The sequence below is a fragment of the Nocardioides humilatus genome (assembly GCF_008373755.1).
GTDB classification, from domain to species: Bacteria; Actinomycetota; Actinomycetes; order Propionibacteriales; family Nocardioidaceae; genus Nocardioides; species Nocardioides humilatus.
Map to the genome: position 1 here is coordinate 165,209 of NZ_VUJV01000005.1, position 15,939 is coordinate 181,147.

Below are 15,939 nucleotides of genomic sequence, written 5' to 3' on the forward strand. Positions count from 1 at the left end.
CACGGGGGGCAGTTCATCTGGTGACCACGACAGGCGGGGGACTCACAGGCACGGCGCCACCGGCGTCGCGCCTGCAGTCCTATCTGCCCAACGTCGTCATCGAGTGGCTGCGGGACAGCCCCGAGGTCGAGCACCGTCAGGTGGACGGGACGCTTCTCTTTGCCGACATCTCCGGCTTCACCGCGCTGACGGAGAAGCTCGCCGCTCGGGGCAAGGCCGGCGCCGAGAAGATGGGCGACGTCCTTAACATCACCTTCGAGCACCTCCTGGCCGACGCTGGCTCCTATGGAGCTGCGCTCGTCAAGTGGGGCGGCGACGCGGTGCTGCTGTCGTTCACGGGGCCGGGCCACGTCGAGCGGGCCTGCCGCGCTGGTCAGGACATGCAGGAGACGCTCGCCCGGGTCGGCACTGTCGACACGTCACCGGGCACGGTCGAGCTCGGCATGGCGATCGGGATCCACACCGGCACGATCGACCTCGTCCTCGCCCGCACGCCGATCCGCGAGCTGGTGGTCACGGGTCCGGCCGCCACCGGCGTCACCACGATGGAGAAGCATGCCGAGCGGGGGCAGGTGGTGGTCAGCGCCACGACCGCACAGCACCTGCGTGAACGGCACGGGATCGTGCTGGCCGAACGGAGTGTCCCCGGCCTGCTCCTCGACGTACCGGTGCCGGCCGTTGCCGAGGGGCCGATCGTTCGCGCCACCGCCACCGACGAGGTCCTGGCTGCCGCGGTCGATCCGTCCCTCCGCGAGCACCTGACCTCGGACGACGTGGCCTACGAGCACCGACACGTCGCCGTGGGCTTCGTCCTCTTCTCCGGTGTCGACGCCCTCCTGGCCGACCAGGGCCCCGAGGCGATGGTCGACGCACTGCGGTCGTTGCTCGCGCGCACGCAGAACGCGGTCGCTGCTCAGCGGATCACGCTGCTGTCCACCGACGTCAACGCCGACGGGGGGAAGCTGATCATTGTCTCCGGGGCGCCGCGGGCGACTGGGGACGACGAGGCACGCGTGCTGGCGGCGATTCGCGACATCATCGAGCTGGACGGCCCCCTCACGCTGCGCGGCGGTGTCAACAACGGACGGGTGTTCGCGGGCGACTACGGACCTCGCTACCGGAGGGTCTACTCGCTGGCCGGCGATTGCGTGAACACCGCAGCCCGTCTGATGGCGGCGGCCGACCCCGGAGAGGTGCGCACGCTCGCCGCGGTCCTCGACGCCTCCCGGACCCGGTTCTCCCGGACCGCGCTGCCGCCGTTCGTCGCCAAGGGCAAGGCCGAGCCGCTCCACTCCTTCGCTGTCGGCCCTCCGGAGAGCTCCCGGAGCGAGGAAATCCAGGGACGCCCACCGCTGGTGGGCCGCGACGCCGAGCTCGCTGAGCTGCAAACCTTGCTGGCCGCGGCGGTCTCCGGGGCCGGCAGGCGGGTCGACCTCTCGGGCGAACGCGGCATGGGGAAGTCGCGGCTGATCGCCGAGCTGTGCGCGGACGCGTCAGGACGCGCGCACGTCTTCCGGGCGACGGGGGAGCCCTATGCGTCTGCGACGCCCTACGTGCCGTGGCACCAGCTCATGAGGTCCATCCTCGGGGTGGCCCCGGGCGCGACCAAGGAGGAGGTCGCCGTCGCCTTGCACCGCAAGGTCGGCTCCAGCGCCGAGCTGAGCCCCTGGCTGCCGCTGCTGGGCATCGTTGCCGGGCTCGACCTGGGAGAGACCCCCGAGGTCACCGCGCTGGATGCCCAGTTCCGCAAGGCGCGCCTGGAGTCGGTCGCGAAGACGTTCCTCCGCGAGGTCATCGACGGCCCGGCTCTGTGGTGCTTCGAGGATCCGCACCTGATGGACGCGGCGTCTGTCGACCTGCTGAGAGCCGTCTCCGAGGGCCTCGGGTCGGTCCCCTGGCTGGTCGTGGCCGCCTGCCCTCTCGGACAAGCGAGCCCCTGGGATGAGCGAGCTGACGTCCAGCGGATCGTGCTGGGTTCGCTCACCGACCAGGCCGCCCGCGAGCTGCTTCAGCACGCGACCGTTGAACGGCCGCTCGCACCCCACCGCTTGGACGCGATCCTGCGTCGTGCCGACGGGAACCCGCTCTACTTGAGGGAGATCGTCGCGGCCGTGGCTGCGGGGGCCGACGTCGACGCCGTCCCGGTCAGTGTCGAGCAGCTTGCTGCCGCTCACGTCGACCGACTCGTGCCCTCCGATCGCAGGCTGCTCCGGACCGCGTCCGTGCTCGGCACCGAGTTCGCGGTCGTCGAACTGCTCGAGCTACTCGAGGGCGACGTGGAGTCGGTCGCGCCCGACTTCGCCCGGCTCGGCGAGTTCCTCTCCCAGCCGAGCCGCGGCCGTTATGCGTTCGGGCACGAGATGCTGCGCGAGGCGGCCTACGAGGGCCTGCCCTTCAGCCGCAGGATCGTCCTGCACGCCCGAGCTGCCAAGGCGCTCGAACGGCGACTCGGTGCCAGGGCAGCCGAGGAGGGCGGCCGGCTGTCGGCCCACTTCCTTGCTGCCGAGCTCTTCGAGGCGGCCTGGAGGTATGCGGTCGTCGCCGCCGAGCGGGCCCGCGAGCAGTACGCCCTCGACGATGCGTCGACCTTGTACCGCCGCGCTCTCGTGGCGGTCGCCCACGTGGAGGACGTGCCAGCAGCCGCGATGGTGGACTGCTGGGAGTCGCTCGGCGACGTCTCCTACACCCTGGGTGAGTTCGCCGTTGCCGAGGACGCGTTCCATCAGGCGCAGCGTTCGTTACGCGACGACGACCCGATCCGGGAGGCCGGCCTGCACCTGCGGACGGCGCGTGTGGTCGAACGTCGCGGCGAGCTCACCGAGGCGTTGGGCTGGCTGGACCAGGCCCTGGTGAGGCTCGCTCCGCTTGGCGGGCAGGAAGCCGACCAGATGACGGCACGAGTCGTCGCGCGCCAGGGCTACGTGCACTGGATGCAGGGTGACCTCGAGGCGGCGATCGGCTTGGTCGAATCGGCCGAGACGCTCGCCGCGAGCTCGGGGGAGCTGCAGACGCTGGCCTTCGCGCTGCGACTCCTGGACCTCTTCGACCTCGACCGCGGGACGTTCGACACGGTTCCGCGGTCCCTGGAAGCGCTCAAGCTCCTCGACCAGCTCTCCGATCGCGTCGAGATCGGTCATACCCACGGTGGTCTCGGCGCCCGCGCGTTCTATCAGGGGCGATGGACCGAGGCCGTGGCGGAGTACCGGTGGGCGCACGCTTCGTTCTCGGTCGCCGGCGACACCTGGAACGCCGCAACGATGAACGCGAACCTTGCCGAGGTGCTCATCGACCAGGGGGATCTGCCGGGAGCGGAGTCCTTGCTCGAGCAGACGATGCCCGTGTGGAGAGCCAGCGGGCAGCCGTCCGAGATCGCCTTCGGTGAGGCGCTGCTCGGTCGGGTCGCTGCGCGGAAGGGTGACGCCGAGTGGGCGCGCACCCATCTCGTGCGCGCTCGCCAGAACTTCGTCGCTGCTGGCGAAGCCGGGTCCGTCCGCTGGGTCGACGCATTGGCAGCGGAGGCGTCGCTCTACCTCGGCGAGCCGGAGCAGGCGCTGGCCAGCGCGGAGGCAGCGCTCGGCGAGGCCCCCGACAACGACCCGTGGGTGCCGTTGCTCCACCGCGTCCGCGGGGAGTCGTACGCGCTCCTCGGCCGACCCGAGGACGCCGTCGTTGCGCTGCGCACGAGCATCGACGCAGCCCGCGGCCGGTTCGCCGACCACGAGATCGGATTCGGGTTGGACGCGTTGCTGCGGCACGACCTCGCAGCCGAAGACGCGGACGACGTGCGCAGTGAGCGCGACAGGATCTTCGGTCAGCTCGGGATCGAGGTGGCGGGGATCACCCGGCCTATTTCGTGATTGCAAGGACTTCGCAAGCGCGACACACCAATCTAGGGGCCGGTGGCATCGTGCGGTGCAGTTCCCGGGGCCGTTACTCCATGGGGAGTCTTTCCATGCGCTTTCGTAGCGTCCCGCGTCTGATCGCTCTGCTGACGACGGCTGCCGTTGTCACCGTCCCGGCCCTCGTGGCGCCGACCGTCGAGGCCGCGCCCGGTGCCAAATTCACGGTCTCGCCGGGCGCCGGCAACTTCGGCAAGGTCACCCTGACCGCCTCCGAGACCAAGACGTTCACCGTCAAGAACACCTCCCAGATGCAGCTGGTGTTCCAGGTCGACCAGGTCGACGGCGCCATCAACTTCGGACAGAACCTCCCCACCACGGGCGACGGTCACTGCATGGTCGACACGGGCGGCGACCCCCACTTCTGGGGCGTGGCTCCGGGCGGCACCTGCGACTTCGAGATCGAGTACGCGCCTCACCAGGGACCCGACTGGCAGGTCACCTATGCCCACAAGGGGAGCTTCACGATCACTGCCTTCGAAGCCGCACTCACGGACGTCTATGTCCACGGGCCGGCGAGCGGTGCACTGGTCGCCAAGACCCTCAAGGTGAGCGGCAAGGGTGTGACGCCGAAGGTCAAGATCAACCCGGCGACCGTGAACTTCGGAACCGTTCACACCAACGGAGCAGCGGTGTACGGGACGATGGTGACCAACAAGTCCGACATCCCGCTGGAGGTACGGCCCACGAACTACGCGGGCCACGAACCGTTCGAGTTCATCTTCCCGAACGGCGAGCTCTATGACGGTCTCTGCCGGGCGACCGACGGCGGCACTGGCGAGCTCTACATGACCATCCTGCCGGGGGAGTCGTGCGAGGTGCGGGTACTGGCGCAGGGGCCAACGGGTGGCAACCACACCGACCAGCTGCAGCTCCTCGTCGGTCGCTCAGACCTCGACGACAGTGGCTACCACTCCGGGTGGAGCGGGCACGTGCAGAGCCTGGTCTACGTCAAGGTCAAGGTGCACGGGTCAGGCCATCCGGGCTGAGCCCCTGGTCAGCTGACGAAGACGCAGAGGGCCTTCACGTACAGGTAGTGGGTGTTGCCCGTGTCGTTGTAGCCGTAGACCTCGAAGGCATTGCCGTTCTCGGTGATGTTCTCCTGGAACGTTGTGCCTCCGTAGGTGAAACTCCAGTTGACGGCGCCCCAGATGACCTTTTTGCCGGCGGGGCAGCGGAGCGTGTAGCTCCCGTACTCGCCGCCGCCGTAGTCGCCGCTGGACCCGGTGATGATCTGATACCCGGACATGCCCGGTGCGCCGGGTGCTCCGGGCGCACCGGTGTCGCCGGTGTAGCCCTGGAGACCTTGGATCCCCTGCAGACCTCGCGGCCCACGCGGTCCGACCTCGCCCTGGGGCCCGGTCTGGCCGCGGAGCGACTCGCGCGCGGCGACGCTGAGGTCGCCCGCGGCGAGGCTGCCATTGCGGACGTCGACGCTGCGGACGGTGTCGTCCTGGATATCGGCGCTGGTGATCAGAGCGCCGGCGACGGCGCCGGTGGCGGCGCTCGTGATGATGAGGGCACCGGCGATGGCGCCCCCGATAACGGTGGTCTGGAGGGAGATCTTCATCCGGGGATCGTAGGTCGCCCCCACGATGTTCGTCCGCGAATTTTTCGGATCAGCTCTCCTGTGCGCGGGCCTGCCGAGTGTCGGCGAGCAGGTCGGACCAGCGTCGGCGCGGGCGCGGCTCGGTGAGGCGGAGCGCCTCGACCAGCCGCAACAGCTCCTCCGGGCGACGCCACTCAGGCACCACGTCGCACCTTCGCGTCGACCGTGCGGCCCTCGAGCCGGCTCATCCGCAGCAGCATGTTCTCGATGAGGTCCTGCTGCACGAGCACGACCTCGACCAGCTCGTCGACGGCGGTCGCGAGCTCCTCCCACTGCGCGTCATCCGTCGGTACGGCGACGGCGGGCTCAGGCGCCGATGTGCCGTCGATCTCGGGCGCGATGTAGCGGCGGACACCCGCGAGCAGCTCGGCAACGGGGTTCGCGCCGGGAAGGGGGGCGTCAGACATGGGATCCATGGTGACCGAACCGCACGCTGCGCGCTGTAACGGGCGCCTCATCAGGCCCCGTTCCGTGGCCGGGATCACGCCCGCAGGATCATCCGGATGGACGAAGACTTGGTTGGTAAAACGGAGGAGGCTGCGTGTGGCGACGCCGCGCGGCGTTGCTCTCGGGGCCCTGGCTCCCTGGGGGACATATGCCTTTCTCCACATTTTCCGCGCGGGCGATCGCACTGTTGACCGCAGCGTCCTTCGCCGCCCTCCCGGCGGCGATCACACCGAGCGCCTCCGCGGCCGAGCCGTCGTTCCGGGTGTCTCCCGGCACCGGCAACTTCGGCAAGGTCACCTACAGCAACTCGCCGAAGAAGGTCTTCACCGTGAAGAACACGTCGAAGGTCGACCTGATGTTCGAGATCACCTCCGTCACCCCGGAAACCCAGTACTCGCTCGCCCTCCGCACGTCCGGGAGCGAGCACTGCATGGTCGACGCGGGGTCCGAGACCCACTACTGGGGCGTGGAACCGGGCGGCACGTGCGACTTCGAGATCGAGTTCATCCCCGTCGATGAGGACGACTACCCGCCGGGCAAGTCGGTCAAGGGCAGCCTGCTGGTATCGGCCTACAGCGCCGCGATCGGCGGCGACTACGTGCACGGCCCGTCGAGCGGTGTCCTCAACACCAAGACGGTCAAGCTCAGCGGCAAGGGCGTCGAGCCGAAGGTCAAGGTCACTCCCGGGACCGTCAACTTCGGAAGAGTGGACTCCGAGGGGACGGCCGAGCGGACCGTGACCTTGACCAACAAGTCCGACGTCCCGCTGGCAATGCTCGTCGACAGCCAGCTGTTCAACGCCCCCTTCAAGTTCGTCTACATCAACTCCCAGGACGGCGACGGGGAGTGCCGGACGAGCGACGGCTACTACTGGACCGTGCTGCCTGGTGAGTCCTGTACCGCGCGCGTGCAGGTCAACGAACCGGGCGACAGCGTCGAAACCGATTTCCTGAGCGTCGAGCTGGCACGCGGTGTGGGCCCGTACTACCAGGGTCCCCCGTCAGGCGACGTCATCGGGTACTTCGAGATCCAGGTGAAGGTGACGGGTCAGGAAAACTGACGCGCAACGCGAAACGACCGGGTCCGGCTGGTGCCGGGCCCGGTCGTTCTCTGTAGTCGAAAGTGTTACTCGACGACGACGAAACCGCTCCGATAGGCGGCGATGACCAGCTGGAGCCGGTCACGGACCTCGACCTTGGCGATGAGCCGTGCGATGTGGCTCTTCACGGTCGCGGTGGAGATGAAGAGGGTCTGGGCGATCTCGTTGGTCGAGAGTCCGGCGGCGATGCAGTGCAGCACCTCGATCTCGCGGTCGGAGAGTCGGTCCACCCACAGCGGCAGGGGGCGAAGGCGGCGCGGATCGCTACCGTGCACGACCTGCAGATGGCGTCGCGGGACGGTGTAGGTCGCCAGCGGGGTGCGCATGGACTCGGTCATGGGAGCTGCTCCTCGAGACGGGGGGGTAAATGAAACCTACGAAGGTTCGCCGCCTCGCGAATCAGGGATAACCCCCTACTTTGAGGGCATGCGACTTCTGATCCTCGGCGGCACCGTCTTCCTCTCCCGCGCGGTCGCGTTGGAGGCGGTCAGGCGTGGTCACGACGTGATCTGCGCCTGCAGAGGCGCGTCTGGCCGCGTGCCGGAAGGCGCCACGCTGGTGCCTTGGGACCGGTCAGAGGAGCCCCCCGAGCTGCCCGCCGGCATCGAGGCTGTGATCGACGTCTCACGCCGTCCTTCGCACGTACGACGAGCGGTCGCCGCCGTTCCGGATGCTCACTGGGTCTTCGTCTCCACCGTCAACGTCTATGCCGACGAGTCGGTCCCCGGAGGGCCGGGCACGCTGCCGCTGCACGAGCCGATCACCGACGACGTCGACCTCGCGGACAACCCCAAGGCCTATGGCCCGATGAAGGTCGCCTGCGAGCAGGCGGTGCGCGCAGGAGCGGCATCGGCCAGCGTCGTTCGGCCGGGTCTGATCGTCGGGCCGGGGGACCCGAGCGGCCGGTTCTCCTACTGGCCGCAGCGGCTCGCCGAGGGTGGCGAGGTCCTCGCACCCGGCACATCGGCCGACCTGGTCCAGGTCATCGACGTGCGCGACCTCGCCTCGTGGATCGTCACGCTCGCCGAGCAGCGCACGGACGGCGACTTCGATGCGGTCGGCCTGCCGACGCCCCTGGGTGAGGTCCTGCGTGCGGGCGCTCCCGACGCCAAGCTCACCTGGCTCAACCAGGAGTTCCTCGAGGCTCAAGGCGTCGCGCCGTGGATGGGCCCGGACTCTCTGCCGCTGTGGCTCCCGCGGCCCGAGTACGACGGGATGATGCAGCACCTCGTCGAGCCCTCCCTGGCTGCCGGGCTCACTCTTCGGCCGGTCGCCGAGACCGCGGCCGCGACGCTGGCCTGGCTGCGCGACCACCCGGACGCTCCCGTGACCGGCATCGACCGCGAGCGCGAGCGGGAGCTGCTGGCCGCCTGGCGCGCACGCGCCTGACGAGTTGGACCGGCCCGCCGCCGTACGCTGCCGGTGTGATCAAGTACCTCGGCTCCAAGCGCACCCTGGTGCCGGTGCTGGGGGATCTCGCTGTTGCGACCGGAGCGCGCACCGCGCTCGACCTCTTCACGGGCACGACCCGGGTCGCGCAGGAGCTGAAGAGTCGCGGGATCAACGTCATCGCCAACGACCTGGCGACCTACTCGGCGGTGCTCAGCGACTGCTACATCGCCACTGACGCGTCCGCCGTCGACACCGCGGAGCTCGACGCCGCGCTGGCTCGCCTCGACGCGCTGCCGGGGGAGCCCGGCTACTTCACGGAGACCTTCTGTGAGAGCGCCCGCTTCTTCCAGCCGCGCAACGGGGCGCGCGTCGACGCGATCCGCGACGCGATCGAGATCGACCACCCGGTGGGCGATCCGCTGCGCCCGGTCCTGCTGACGGCACTGATGCTCGCGGCTGACCGCGTGGACTCCACGACCGGCGTGCAGATGGCCTACCTGAAGGAGTGGGCGCCGCGCGCCCATCGCGAGCTGCGGCTCGAGCGACCCCACCTGCTGCCCGGCCCCGGGCGCACGATCCACGGCGATGCGAGCGAGGTCGTCGACGCCGTACCGGGGGTCGACCTCGCCTACGTCGACCCGCCCTACAACCAGCACCGCTACTTCACCAACTACCACATCTGGGAGACCCTGATCCGCTGGGACGCCCCCGAGCACTACGGGGTCGCGTGCAAGCGCGTCGACAGCCGCGACGACCAGACGCGGAGCGTCTTCAACAGCCGCCGCACGATGCCGGCCGCGATGGCCGACCTGATCGGCCGGGTCCGGGCCGAGGTCGTCGTCGTCTCCTACAACGACGAGTCGTGGATCACCGCCGACCAGATGACGCAGATGCTCCGCGCCGCCGGCCACGAGGAGGTCCGGCTCCTCGGCTTCGATCGCAAGAGGTACGTCGGCGCCCTGATCGGCATCCACAACCCCGCCGGGCAACGGGTCGGTGAGGTGGGTCGCCGCCGCAACGTCGAGTACGTCTTCTTGGCTGGCCCGCGTGATCGCGTCGATGCCGCCATGGCAACAGCCGCGGAGCGTGCGACGCTCCACGGCTGATGCGGTGGTCGAGCTGGTCGAGGACGTCGCGTGAGCGACCGTCACGAGACCTCAGTCGTCGTCGTGGCCCGGACCCTCGGACTTCGTGCCCACGACATTGAAGTTCTCATCGAGCTGCACGTCGATCTGGGTGCCGTCGTCCATCGTCACCTCGACCTCGTACTTGCTCTCCTCGTCGTTGACCTCGGTCTCGGTCACGGTGCCGCCGCCGGTCTCAGCGAGAGCCGCGTCGGAGGCCTGCTCGAGGTCGGCCGCCGGGATGGGACGGTCGGTCTCGTCGTCGTCGCCACCGCCGGCGAAGGCGGTTCCGGCGATGCCACCGGCCAGCAGGACCGCGGCACCGGCGGCGACGCCGATCTTGGTCTTCTTGTTGAGCGATCGAAGGTTCATGTCATCAACCTAGGTCGGGTTTCGGGATCCGGAACCGAACTCTCATCCGTCCTTCATCCTCCTCAGTACGCCGTGCCCAGGGGCGCCGTCGCTGCGCGGCGGGCCTCGCTGTCAGACACCGCCGTGACGGACAGGAGCGCCTCGCGACCGCCGTTCGCGACGTCGATGGTGAGCACCGGCCCGATGCCCCGCGCGTAGAACTTGTTCTCCAGCGCATCGGGCTCCAGCGCGTTGGTGTCGGCGGTCTGCACGAGCCCGTCGTAGGTGCCGGCGGGGACCTTCGCGTGGGCGTCGAGCGCCAGGACCTCGCCGTTGTCCTCGGCGACTCCGACGGCGTACTCCTGCCGATAGGTGTCCCCAATCGAGGGTTCGGCGGGCATCGCGATGCCCGCTTGTGCTCCGTCGACGCCGGCCTCGAACGAGCCTTCCCGTGACGAGATCGCGCCGTCCTCGAACTCGGCGGTGTCCTCGCCGAGGTACCAAACGGTGCCGTCGGCGTCCTGGGCGTACCAGTCGAAGGTGTCCTCGACGACCTCGCCGTCGAGGCTGACGGTGTCGCGCACGATGCGCGCCTCGACGCCGTTGGCGATCATCCGCGTCTGGTTCGTCGCCGTGACGACGACAGTGAGGGCCTCGCCATCCTCGTCCACCTCGCGGTAGGTCCAGCGGGTTCCTGGCTCGAGCGGGAACCACGGGTTGGTCACCTCGGGGCCGGTCCCGACCGGGTCCAGCTCGGAGGGCAGGTCCGACGGCGGAGCGTCGGAAGCGGCAGCGGGAGCGTCCTTCGACTGCCCGCCGTCATCGGAACCACAACCGGCCAGCAGGGCCGGCACCAGGACGGCGGCCAGGGCCGCGGATGTGTGCCTGTTCATGCTCACCAACGTAGGCAGCCAAGATGAGGGGCCGGTGAGGCCCTCATCCCCACCTCATCGAGTTCTCCCTAGAGTGGCCACGTGCGTGTACTGCTGGTCGAGGACGAGGCGAAGCTCGCCCGGTTGGTGGCGCGCGGTCTGACCGAACGTGGCGACCTCGTGACGATCGCCGGCACCGGGCGTGAGGCGCTCGACGCAGCGGCGGACGACGAGGGCTACGACGTGATCCTCCTCGACGTGCGTCTGCCCGACATGGAGGGTTTCGAGGTCTGTAGCCGACTGCGTCGATCGGGTGTCTGGACGCCGGTCCTCATGCTCACCGCGCGGACCGCAGTCGCCGACCGGATCACCGGCCTCGACAGCGGAGCCGACGACTACCTGGGGAAGCCCTTCGCCTTCGACGAGCTGCTCGCCCGGATGCGCGCGCTCGCTCGCCGGGGGCCCGTCGCACGACCGACCGTGCTGGAGGTCGGCGACCTGCGGCTCGACCCCGCCGCGCACCGGGTGTGGCGCGGAGAGGTGGAGATCGAGCTGTCCGCCCGCGAGATGGCGCTGCTGGAGACCCTGATGCGCCGGCCTGAGCAGGTGCTCAGCCGCGACCAGCTGCTCGCCAACGCCTGGGGCGTCACGCACGACACCTCGTCCAACGTCGTCGACGTCTACGTGCGCTACCTGCGCGAGAAGATCGATCGTCCGTTCGGCGTGGAGTCGCTGCGGACCGTCCGCGGCGTCGGCTACCGGCTGACGGAGGCCGCCCGTGGCTAGGCAGGCGTGGTCGTTGCGCCTGCGCGTCGCCACGGCCTTCCTCGCGACGACCGCGATCGCGTTGGTCGCCCTCGGCGCCTTCCTCCAGTGGCGCGTGCACGCCGCGCTCGACCACGGTCTGCACGAACAGCTCGAGTCGGAGAGCGAGCGCCTCGTGCTCGTGTCGCCGGAGGAGCGGGCCGAGCTCGTGGGACAGATGAGCGCGGAGATCCACGGTCAGCTGCTCGCCGACGACGGATCGGTGATCGCCTCGTCCGCTGCTGTACCGGGCCGGCTGGTCGACCCTGTTGCGCAGGGCATCGGGTGGTCGGACGCGACCGTCGACGTCTACGACGACCTCTACGAGGACGATGAGGACCTCGGCAACCCCGAGGTCGAGAGCGAGCGGGTCAAGGTGCTGATCCGGAAGATCGACGGCCAGTACCTGGTCGTCGCGATCAACCGGGAGGACGTCGACGACGCCGTCGACGCCGTACGCCGGCAGCTCCTGATCAGCGGGCCGCTGGCGCTGGCGCTGGCCGGAGCTTTCGGCTATCTCGTGGCCGGAGTCGGACTGCGCCCGGTCGAGCGGATGCGGGCTCGTGCCGCAACGATCTCCTCCCGCAGCGCAGGGGAGCGCTTGCCCGTGCCACCCGCCCAGGAGCTGCGCCGGTTGGCGCTGACCCTCAACGCGATGCTGGAGAGGCTCGACGACGGCCTCGAGCGTGAGCGTCGGTTCGTCGCGGACGCGAGCCACGAGCTGCGGACTCCGTTGGCGCTGCTGCTGACCGAGGTCGAGCTCGCACTATCCGGCGACCGTTCTCCCGGCGAGCTGCGCGAGGCGCTGCGCTCGGTGGAGGAGGAGGTACGTCGCCTCATCACGCTCAGCGAAGACCTCCTCGCCCTCGCGAGCGCGGAAGCCGGCAACCTCGAGCTCGCCGCGACCGAGGTCGACCTCGCCGACCTCGCCGACGACGTCCTCCGACGTTTCCAGGCGACCGCTGAGGCCGCCGGCAGGGCGGTCACCCTCGAGGTCGCCGGCCCCGCGCCGGTCGTGGCCGACGCCGACCAGCTCGGGCGGGTCATCTCCAACCTGGTGGACAACGCCCTGCGCCACGGCGCCGGCGCGGTGCGGGTCGCCGTGTCGACCGAGGGAGCCGAGGCCCTGATCGCGGTGAGCGACGAGGGCACCGGGTTCGTCGAGTCGCGACCGCTCGAGCGCTTCGCCGGCAGCAACGGATCGTCGGGCCTCGGACTGGCGATCGTCGACGAGATCGTCCGCGCGCACGGCGGCCGCATCGACCTCGGGCGCGAGGGGGACCGCACCGTCGTACGGGTGCGACTGCCCGTCAGCCGCTACTGACCGCGTCGTCGATGAGCAGGCCGCCGGCGTCCTGCACCAGGTGCAGCGTGACCGTCTCCTCGCTCTTGCCTTCGTGCTTGCGCTCGTAGCGGTAGGTATAGGTGACCGTCAGATCGGCCGGGTCGGCTGAGATGTCGAGGATCTCGACCTTCTTCACCGACCCCCAGAACTCCGTGTAGCCCGGGCTTCGCGCCTGGTAGGACGACGTCAGCATCGCGTAGCCCGCTTCTGCATCCTCCGATGCGGTCGCGACGTAGGTGGTCGCGAAGCTCTCGAGCTCGGCGACGGTCGGCAGCGGTTCGGTCGAACCACTGTCGCTGCCGTCGCTCGAGGTCGAGCTCCCGTTGCGCGGTGTGGCCGACGGGTCGTCGTCGTTGCCGAGGAGGAACGCGCCGACCACCGCGATCAGCAGCAGTACGACGACCGCCCCTGCCGCCGCGGCGGTGCGGGCACTGATCTGCGGGCCTGCCGATCGCGGAGCGGTCGGCGGACGCGGCGGCGCGGGCACGGTCGGCAGCACCTGCGTCTCCAGGTCGGGCAGCGCTTGCGCCTGCGGGCCGGCCCGCAGGTAGTCGACGACGTGCGCCATGGTGGGTCGCCCGGACGGGTCCGGGGTCATCGTCGCGTCGAGGAGCGGGCCGAGCCAGCCCGGGTCCTCGACCCTTGGCGGCGGCTCGTGGGCGATCCGGTAGAGGACAGCCAGGACGCCGCCACCTTCCCCGTTGGCCTCGTAGGGCGGCCGCCCGGTCAGCGTGTGGAAGATCGTCGTGCCGAACGACCACACGTCGCTCGCGGGTGTCGCCGACGCTCCGGTCGCGACCTCCGGGGCGAGATAGGCGGGGGAGCCGGTCACGAGCCCGGTCTGGGTCAGCGAGGCGTCGGCGATGCCGCGGGCGATCCCGAAGTCCGACAGCTTCACCGTGCCATCGGCGCCGATGAGGATGTTGGACGGCTTCACGTCGCGGTGGACGACGCCGCCGCGGTGCGCGGCGGCGAGCGCCTCCGCCGTCTGCAGCAGGACGGGGCCGGCCTCTGCCGGGGACAGTCGCCCGCGCTGGCTGACGAGCTGCGCGAGGGTGGTGCCCTCGACGTACTCCGTCACGAGCCAGTGGACGTCACCCTCGTGGACGAAGTCGAAGACCGCGATCACGTTGGGGTGGTGGATCCGGGCGGCGAGGCGGGCCTCACGTTCGGCGCGCCCGAGCTCGGATGCCGAGGCTCCTGGCGGCAGCCCGATGCGCTTGAGGGCCACGTGACGGCCCAGGACCTCGTCACGGGCCAACCACACGGCGCCCGATCCGCCGCGACCGATCTCGCGGTCGAGCAGGTATCGGTCGGCCACCCGGATGCTGGACATTGCGCTGCCAGACTACCTATCCCGTTGGGCAGACCCGTCCCCGATGGGGCAGGCTTGGGACGCAGAACCACCACGCATACGTACGACGAAAGGACCATCGTGTCCGTCGATCCGACCCTCCTCGACGACCTGGAGTGGCGCGGCCTGCTCGCCCACACCACGGATCGCGACGCCCTGCGCGCCGCTCTGGCCGAGGGCAGCGTGCGGTTCTACGTCGGCTTCGACCCCACCGCCCCGAGCCTCCACATGGGCAACCTGGTCCAGCTCGTCACGGCGCGACGGCTGCAGGATGCCGGGCACACGCCCTTCGCACTCGTCGGCGGTGCCACCGGCATGATCGGCGACCCGAAGGACTCGGGGGAGCGGACGCTCAACTCCCTGGAGACGGTGAAGGACTGGACCGAGCGCGTCCGCGCCCAGGTGGAGCCGTTCCTCTCGTTCGAGGGGGACAACGCAGCGACGATGGTCAACAACTTCGACTGGACATCGACGCTGTCGACGATCGACTTCCTGCGCGACATCGGGAAGCACTTCCCGGTCAACCGGATGCTGGCGCGCGAGGTCGTGAAGACGCGGCTCGAGGCCGGCATCAGCTACACCGAGTTCAGCTACGTCCTGCTGCAGTCGATGGACTTCCTGCAGCTCCATCGTCAGTACGGCGTCACGCTGCAGTTCGGCGGCAGCGACCAGTGGGGCAACCTCACCGGTGGCGTCGAGTTGATCCGCCGCGCCGACGGGGGCAAGGCCCACGCGTTCGCGACCCCGTTGATCACCAAGGCCGACGGCACCAAGTACGGGAAGACCGAGGGTGGGGCGCTGTGGCTCGACCCGGAGATGTTGTCGCCCTACGCGTTCCACCAGTTCTGGCTCAACGCCGAGGACGAGAAGGTCGGCGAGCTGCTCCGCACCTTCACCTTCCTGTCGCGCGATGACATCGAGGCGCTGGAGGCGAGGCACACAGAGAGGCCCTTCCTCCGTGAGGCGCAGAAGGTGCTGGCCGACGAGGTCACGACGATCGTCCACGGGGCCGAGGAGACGACGCAGGCGAAAGCCGCGGCAGACGCGCTCTTCGGAGGAGGCGACATCACCACGTTGTCGACGGCGACCCTGGCAGCGGCCCTCTCCGAGGCGGGCGCGGTCGACGTCGACGGCGCTGACGGCATCCCGGGCGTGATCGACCTGTTGACGCTGACAGGGCTCGCGGCCAGCAAGGGGGAGGCCCGGCGCACGGTCGCCGAGGGTGGCGTCTACATCAACAACGTGCGTGTCGACGACGCCGACCACGTGCCCGCCGGCAGTGACCTGATCGGTGGCTCCTGGCTGGTCCTGCGGCGCGGGAAGAAGCGCTTCGCAGGCGTGCGGATGCGCTGAAACAGGAGGTCCCGAGGCCGTGTGGCGCGGGACACACCACCCCGATTTGTGGGGCGCGTGGGAGGTGTGTAATCTTCTCCAAGTCGCCAGGGAGCGGCGGGGAGCAAGACTCAGAAGAGTCGGGCTTCCGGCCCCGAGGCGGACGCCCCATTCTCACCAGTTCGGTGACAACGGACATGCCAACGGCAGGTTCGAACTTCACCGAGATCTGGCTGCGTGCGGGGTGATCACCAAGCGCAGGCACGGATCCGCGAGGAAACGGCCTGGTGCGTGTGATGTTTGAGAACTCA

Annotated in this window: 15 protein-coding genes; 8 read left to right on the forward strand and 7 right to left on the reverse strand. The window is 69.6% G+C overall.

Annotated elements, in window-relative coordinates:
* The first annotated feature begins 20 nt into the window (after positions 1–20).
* Both F0U44_RS16180 and F0U44_RS16185 read left to right on the forward strand, forming a co-directional pair.
* Positions 21–3,857: an adenylate/guanylate cyclase domain-containing protein gene (locus F0U44_RS16180; protein ID WP_149729390.1), complete on the forward strand. Its 3,837-nt coding sequence runs from the start codon at positions 21–23 to the stop codon at positions 3,855–3,857.
* A gap of 95 nt (positions 3,858–3,952) precedes the next feature.
* Positions 3,953–4,888, forward strand: a complete 936-nt coding sequence (locus tag F0U44_RS16185; protein ID WP_188113520.1) for a choice-of-anchor D domain-containing protein — start codon at positions 3,953–3,955, stop codon at positions 4,886–4,888.
* Positions 4,889–4,896: 8 nt separating this feature from the next.
* On the opposite strand, the gene F0U44_RS16190 is transcribed toward F0U44_RS16185, so the two are convergent.
* The 3 genes from F0U44_RS16190 to F0U44_RS16195 are packed head-to-tail and all read right to left on the reverse strand — an operon-like array spanning position 4,897 to position 5,915.
* On the reverse strand, positions 4,897–5,469 hold the full coding sequence (locus F0U44_RS16190) for a collagen-like protein (RefSeq protein ID WP_149729392.1): 573 nt from the start codon (positions 5,467–5,469) through the stop codon (positions 4,897–4,899).
* Between the two features lie 49 nt (positions 5,470–5,518).
* Entirely contained in the window at positions 5,519–5,650 is a 132-nt protein-coding gene (locus F0U44_RS23760; protein WP_281292643.1) for a hypothetical protein, read from the reverse strand.
* The gene (locus F0U44_RS16195; RefSeq protein WP_149729393.1) at positions 5,643–5,915 is read right to left on the reverse strand and encodes a hypothetical protein; all 273 of its coding nucleotides are present in this window, start codon (positions 5,913–5,915) and stop codon (positions 5,643–5,645) included. The genes F0U44_RS23760 and F0U44_RS16195 overlap by 8 nt, the downstream gene beginning before the upstream one ends.
* 227 nt (positions 5,916–6,142) lie before the next feature.
* Here F0U44_RS16195 and F0U44_RS16200 point away from each other — a divergent pair, with 227 nt between their 5' ends.
* The gene (locus F0U44_RS16200; RefSeq protein WP_188113521.1) at positions 6,143–7,015 is read left to right on the forward strand and encodes a choice-of-anchor D domain-containing protein; all 873 of its coding nucleotides are present in this window, start codon (positions 6,143–6,145) and stop codon (positions 7,013–7,015) included.
* Between the two features lie 65 nt (positions 7,016–7,080).
* Here the strand turns inward: F0U44_RS16200 and F0U44_RS16205 are convergent, their stop codons facing one another.
* The gene (locus tag F0U44_RS16205; RefSeq protein WP_149729395.1) at positions 7,081–7,392 is read right to left on the reverse strand and encodes a response regulator transcription factor; all 312 of its coding nucleotides are present in this window, start codon (positions 7,390–7,392) and stop codon (positions 7,081–7,083) included.
* 88 nt (positions 7,393–7,480) lie between these two features.
* Here F0U44_RS16205 and F0U44_RS16210 point away from each other — a divergent pair, with 88 nt between their 5' ends.
* Together F0U44_RS16210 and F0U44_RS16215 are read left to right on the forward strand one after the other, a co-directional pair.
* On the forward strand, positions 7,481–8,443 hold the full coding sequence (locus tag F0U44_RS16210; protein ID WP_149729396.1) for an NAD-dependent epimerase/dehydratase family protein: 963 nt from the start codon (positions 7,481–7,483) through the stop codon (positions 8,441–8,443).
* Between the two features lie 35 nt (positions 8,444–8,478).
* Positions 8,479–9,552, forward strand: a complete 1,074-nt coding sequence (locus tag F0U44_RS16215) for a DNA adenine methylase (RefSeq protein WP_149729397.1) — start codon at positions 8,479–8,481, stop codon at positions 9,550–9,552.
* 51 nt (positions 9,553–9,603) lie between these two features.
* Here F0U44_RS16215 and F0U44_RS16220 read toward each other — a convergent pair whose 3' ends face one another.
* Together F0U44_RS16220 and F0U44_RS16225 are read right to left on the reverse strand one after the other, a co-directional pair.
* A complete protein-coding gene (locus tag F0U44_RS16220) occupies positions 9,604–9,942 on the reverse strand; it encodes a PepSY domain-containing protein (RefSeq protein ID WP_149729398.1) in 339 nt (112 codons plus the stop codon).
* Positions 9,943–10,004: 62 nt separating this feature from the next.
* Positions 10,005–10,814, reverse strand: coding sequence for a hypothetical protein (locus F0U44_RS16225; protein ID WP_149729399.1), 810 nt, complete (start codon positions 10,812–10,814; stop codon positions 10,005–10,007).
* An 81-nt stretch (positions 10,815–10,895) separates the two neighbouring features.
* On the opposite strand from F0U44_RS16225, the gene F0U44_RS16230 reads away from it, so the two are divergent.
* Both F0U44_RS16230 and F0U44_RS16235 read left to right on the forward strand, forming a co-directional pair.
* Positions 10,896–11,579 carry a response regulator transcription factor gene (locus tag F0U44_RS16230; RefSeq protein ID WP_149729400.1) on the forward strand — a complete coding sequence of 228 codons (684 nt, stop codon included), beginning with the start codon at positions 10,896–10,898 and terminating at the stop codon, positions 11,577–11,579.
* The gene (locus tag F0U44_RS16235; RefSeq protein ID WP_149729401.1) at positions 11,572–12,921 is read left to right on the forward strand and encodes an ATP-binding protein; all 1,350 of its coding nucleotides are present in this window, start codon (positions 11,572–11,574) and stop codon (positions 12,919–12,921) included. Before F0U44_RS16230 ends, F0U44_RS16235 begins: the two co-directional genes overlap by 8 nt.
* Here the strand turns inward: F0U44_RS16235 and F0U44_RS16240 are convergent.
* The gene (locus F0U44_RS16240) at positions 12,908–14,278 is read right to left on the reverse strand and encodes a serine/threonine-protein kinase (RefSeq protein WP_149729402.1); all 1,371 of its coding nucleotides are present in this window, start codon (positions 14,276–14,278) and stop codon (positions 12,908–12,910) included. The genes F0U44_RS16235 and F0U44_RS16240 overlap by 14 nt on opposite strands.
* A gap of 99 nt (positions 14,279–14,377) precedes the next feature.
* Between F0U44_RS16240 and tyrS the strand changes: the two genes are divergently transcribed.
* A complete protein-coding gene (gene tyrS, locus F0U44_RS16245; protein ID WP_149729403.1) occupies positions 14,378–15,649 on the forward strand; it encodes a tyrosine--tRNA ligase in 1,272 nt (423 codons plus the stop codon).
* The last annotated feature ends 290 nt before the right edge of the window (positions 15,650–15,939 follow it).

Coding starts and splice junctions, on each gene's coding strand:
- F0U44_RS16185 (WP_188113520.1), top strand. CDS start 3,953: ATGCGCTTTCGTAGCGTCCCGCGTCTGATCGCTCTGCTGACGACGGCT.
- F0U44_RS16190 (WP_149729392.1), bottom strand. CDS start 5,469: ATGAAGATCTCCCTCCAGACCACCGTTATCGGGGGCGCCATCGCCGGT.
- F0U44_RS16195 (WP_149729393.1), bottom strand. CDS start 5,915: ATGTCTGACGCCCCCCTTCCCGGCGCGAACCCCGTTGCCGAGCTGCTC.
- F0U44_RS16205 (WP_149729395.1), bottom strand. CDS start 7,392: ATGACCGAGTCCATGCGCACCCCGCTGGCGACCTACACCGTCCCGCGA.
- F0U44_RS16210 (WP_149729396.1), top strand. CDS start 7,481: ATGCGACTTCTGATCCTCGGCGGCACCGTCTTCCTCTCCCGCGCGGTC.
- F0U44_RS16220 (WP_149729398.1), bottom strand. CDS start 9,942: ATGAACCTTCGATCGCTCAACAAGAAGACCAAGATCGGCGTCGCCGCC.
- F0U44_RS16225 (WP_149729399.1), bottom strand. CDS start 10,814: ATGAACAGGCACACATCCGCGGCCCTGGCCGCCGTCCTGGTGCCGGCC.
- F0U44_RS16240 (WP_149729402.1), bottom strand. CDS start 14,278: ATGTCCAGCATCCGGGTGGCCGACCGATACCTGCTCGACCGCGAGATC.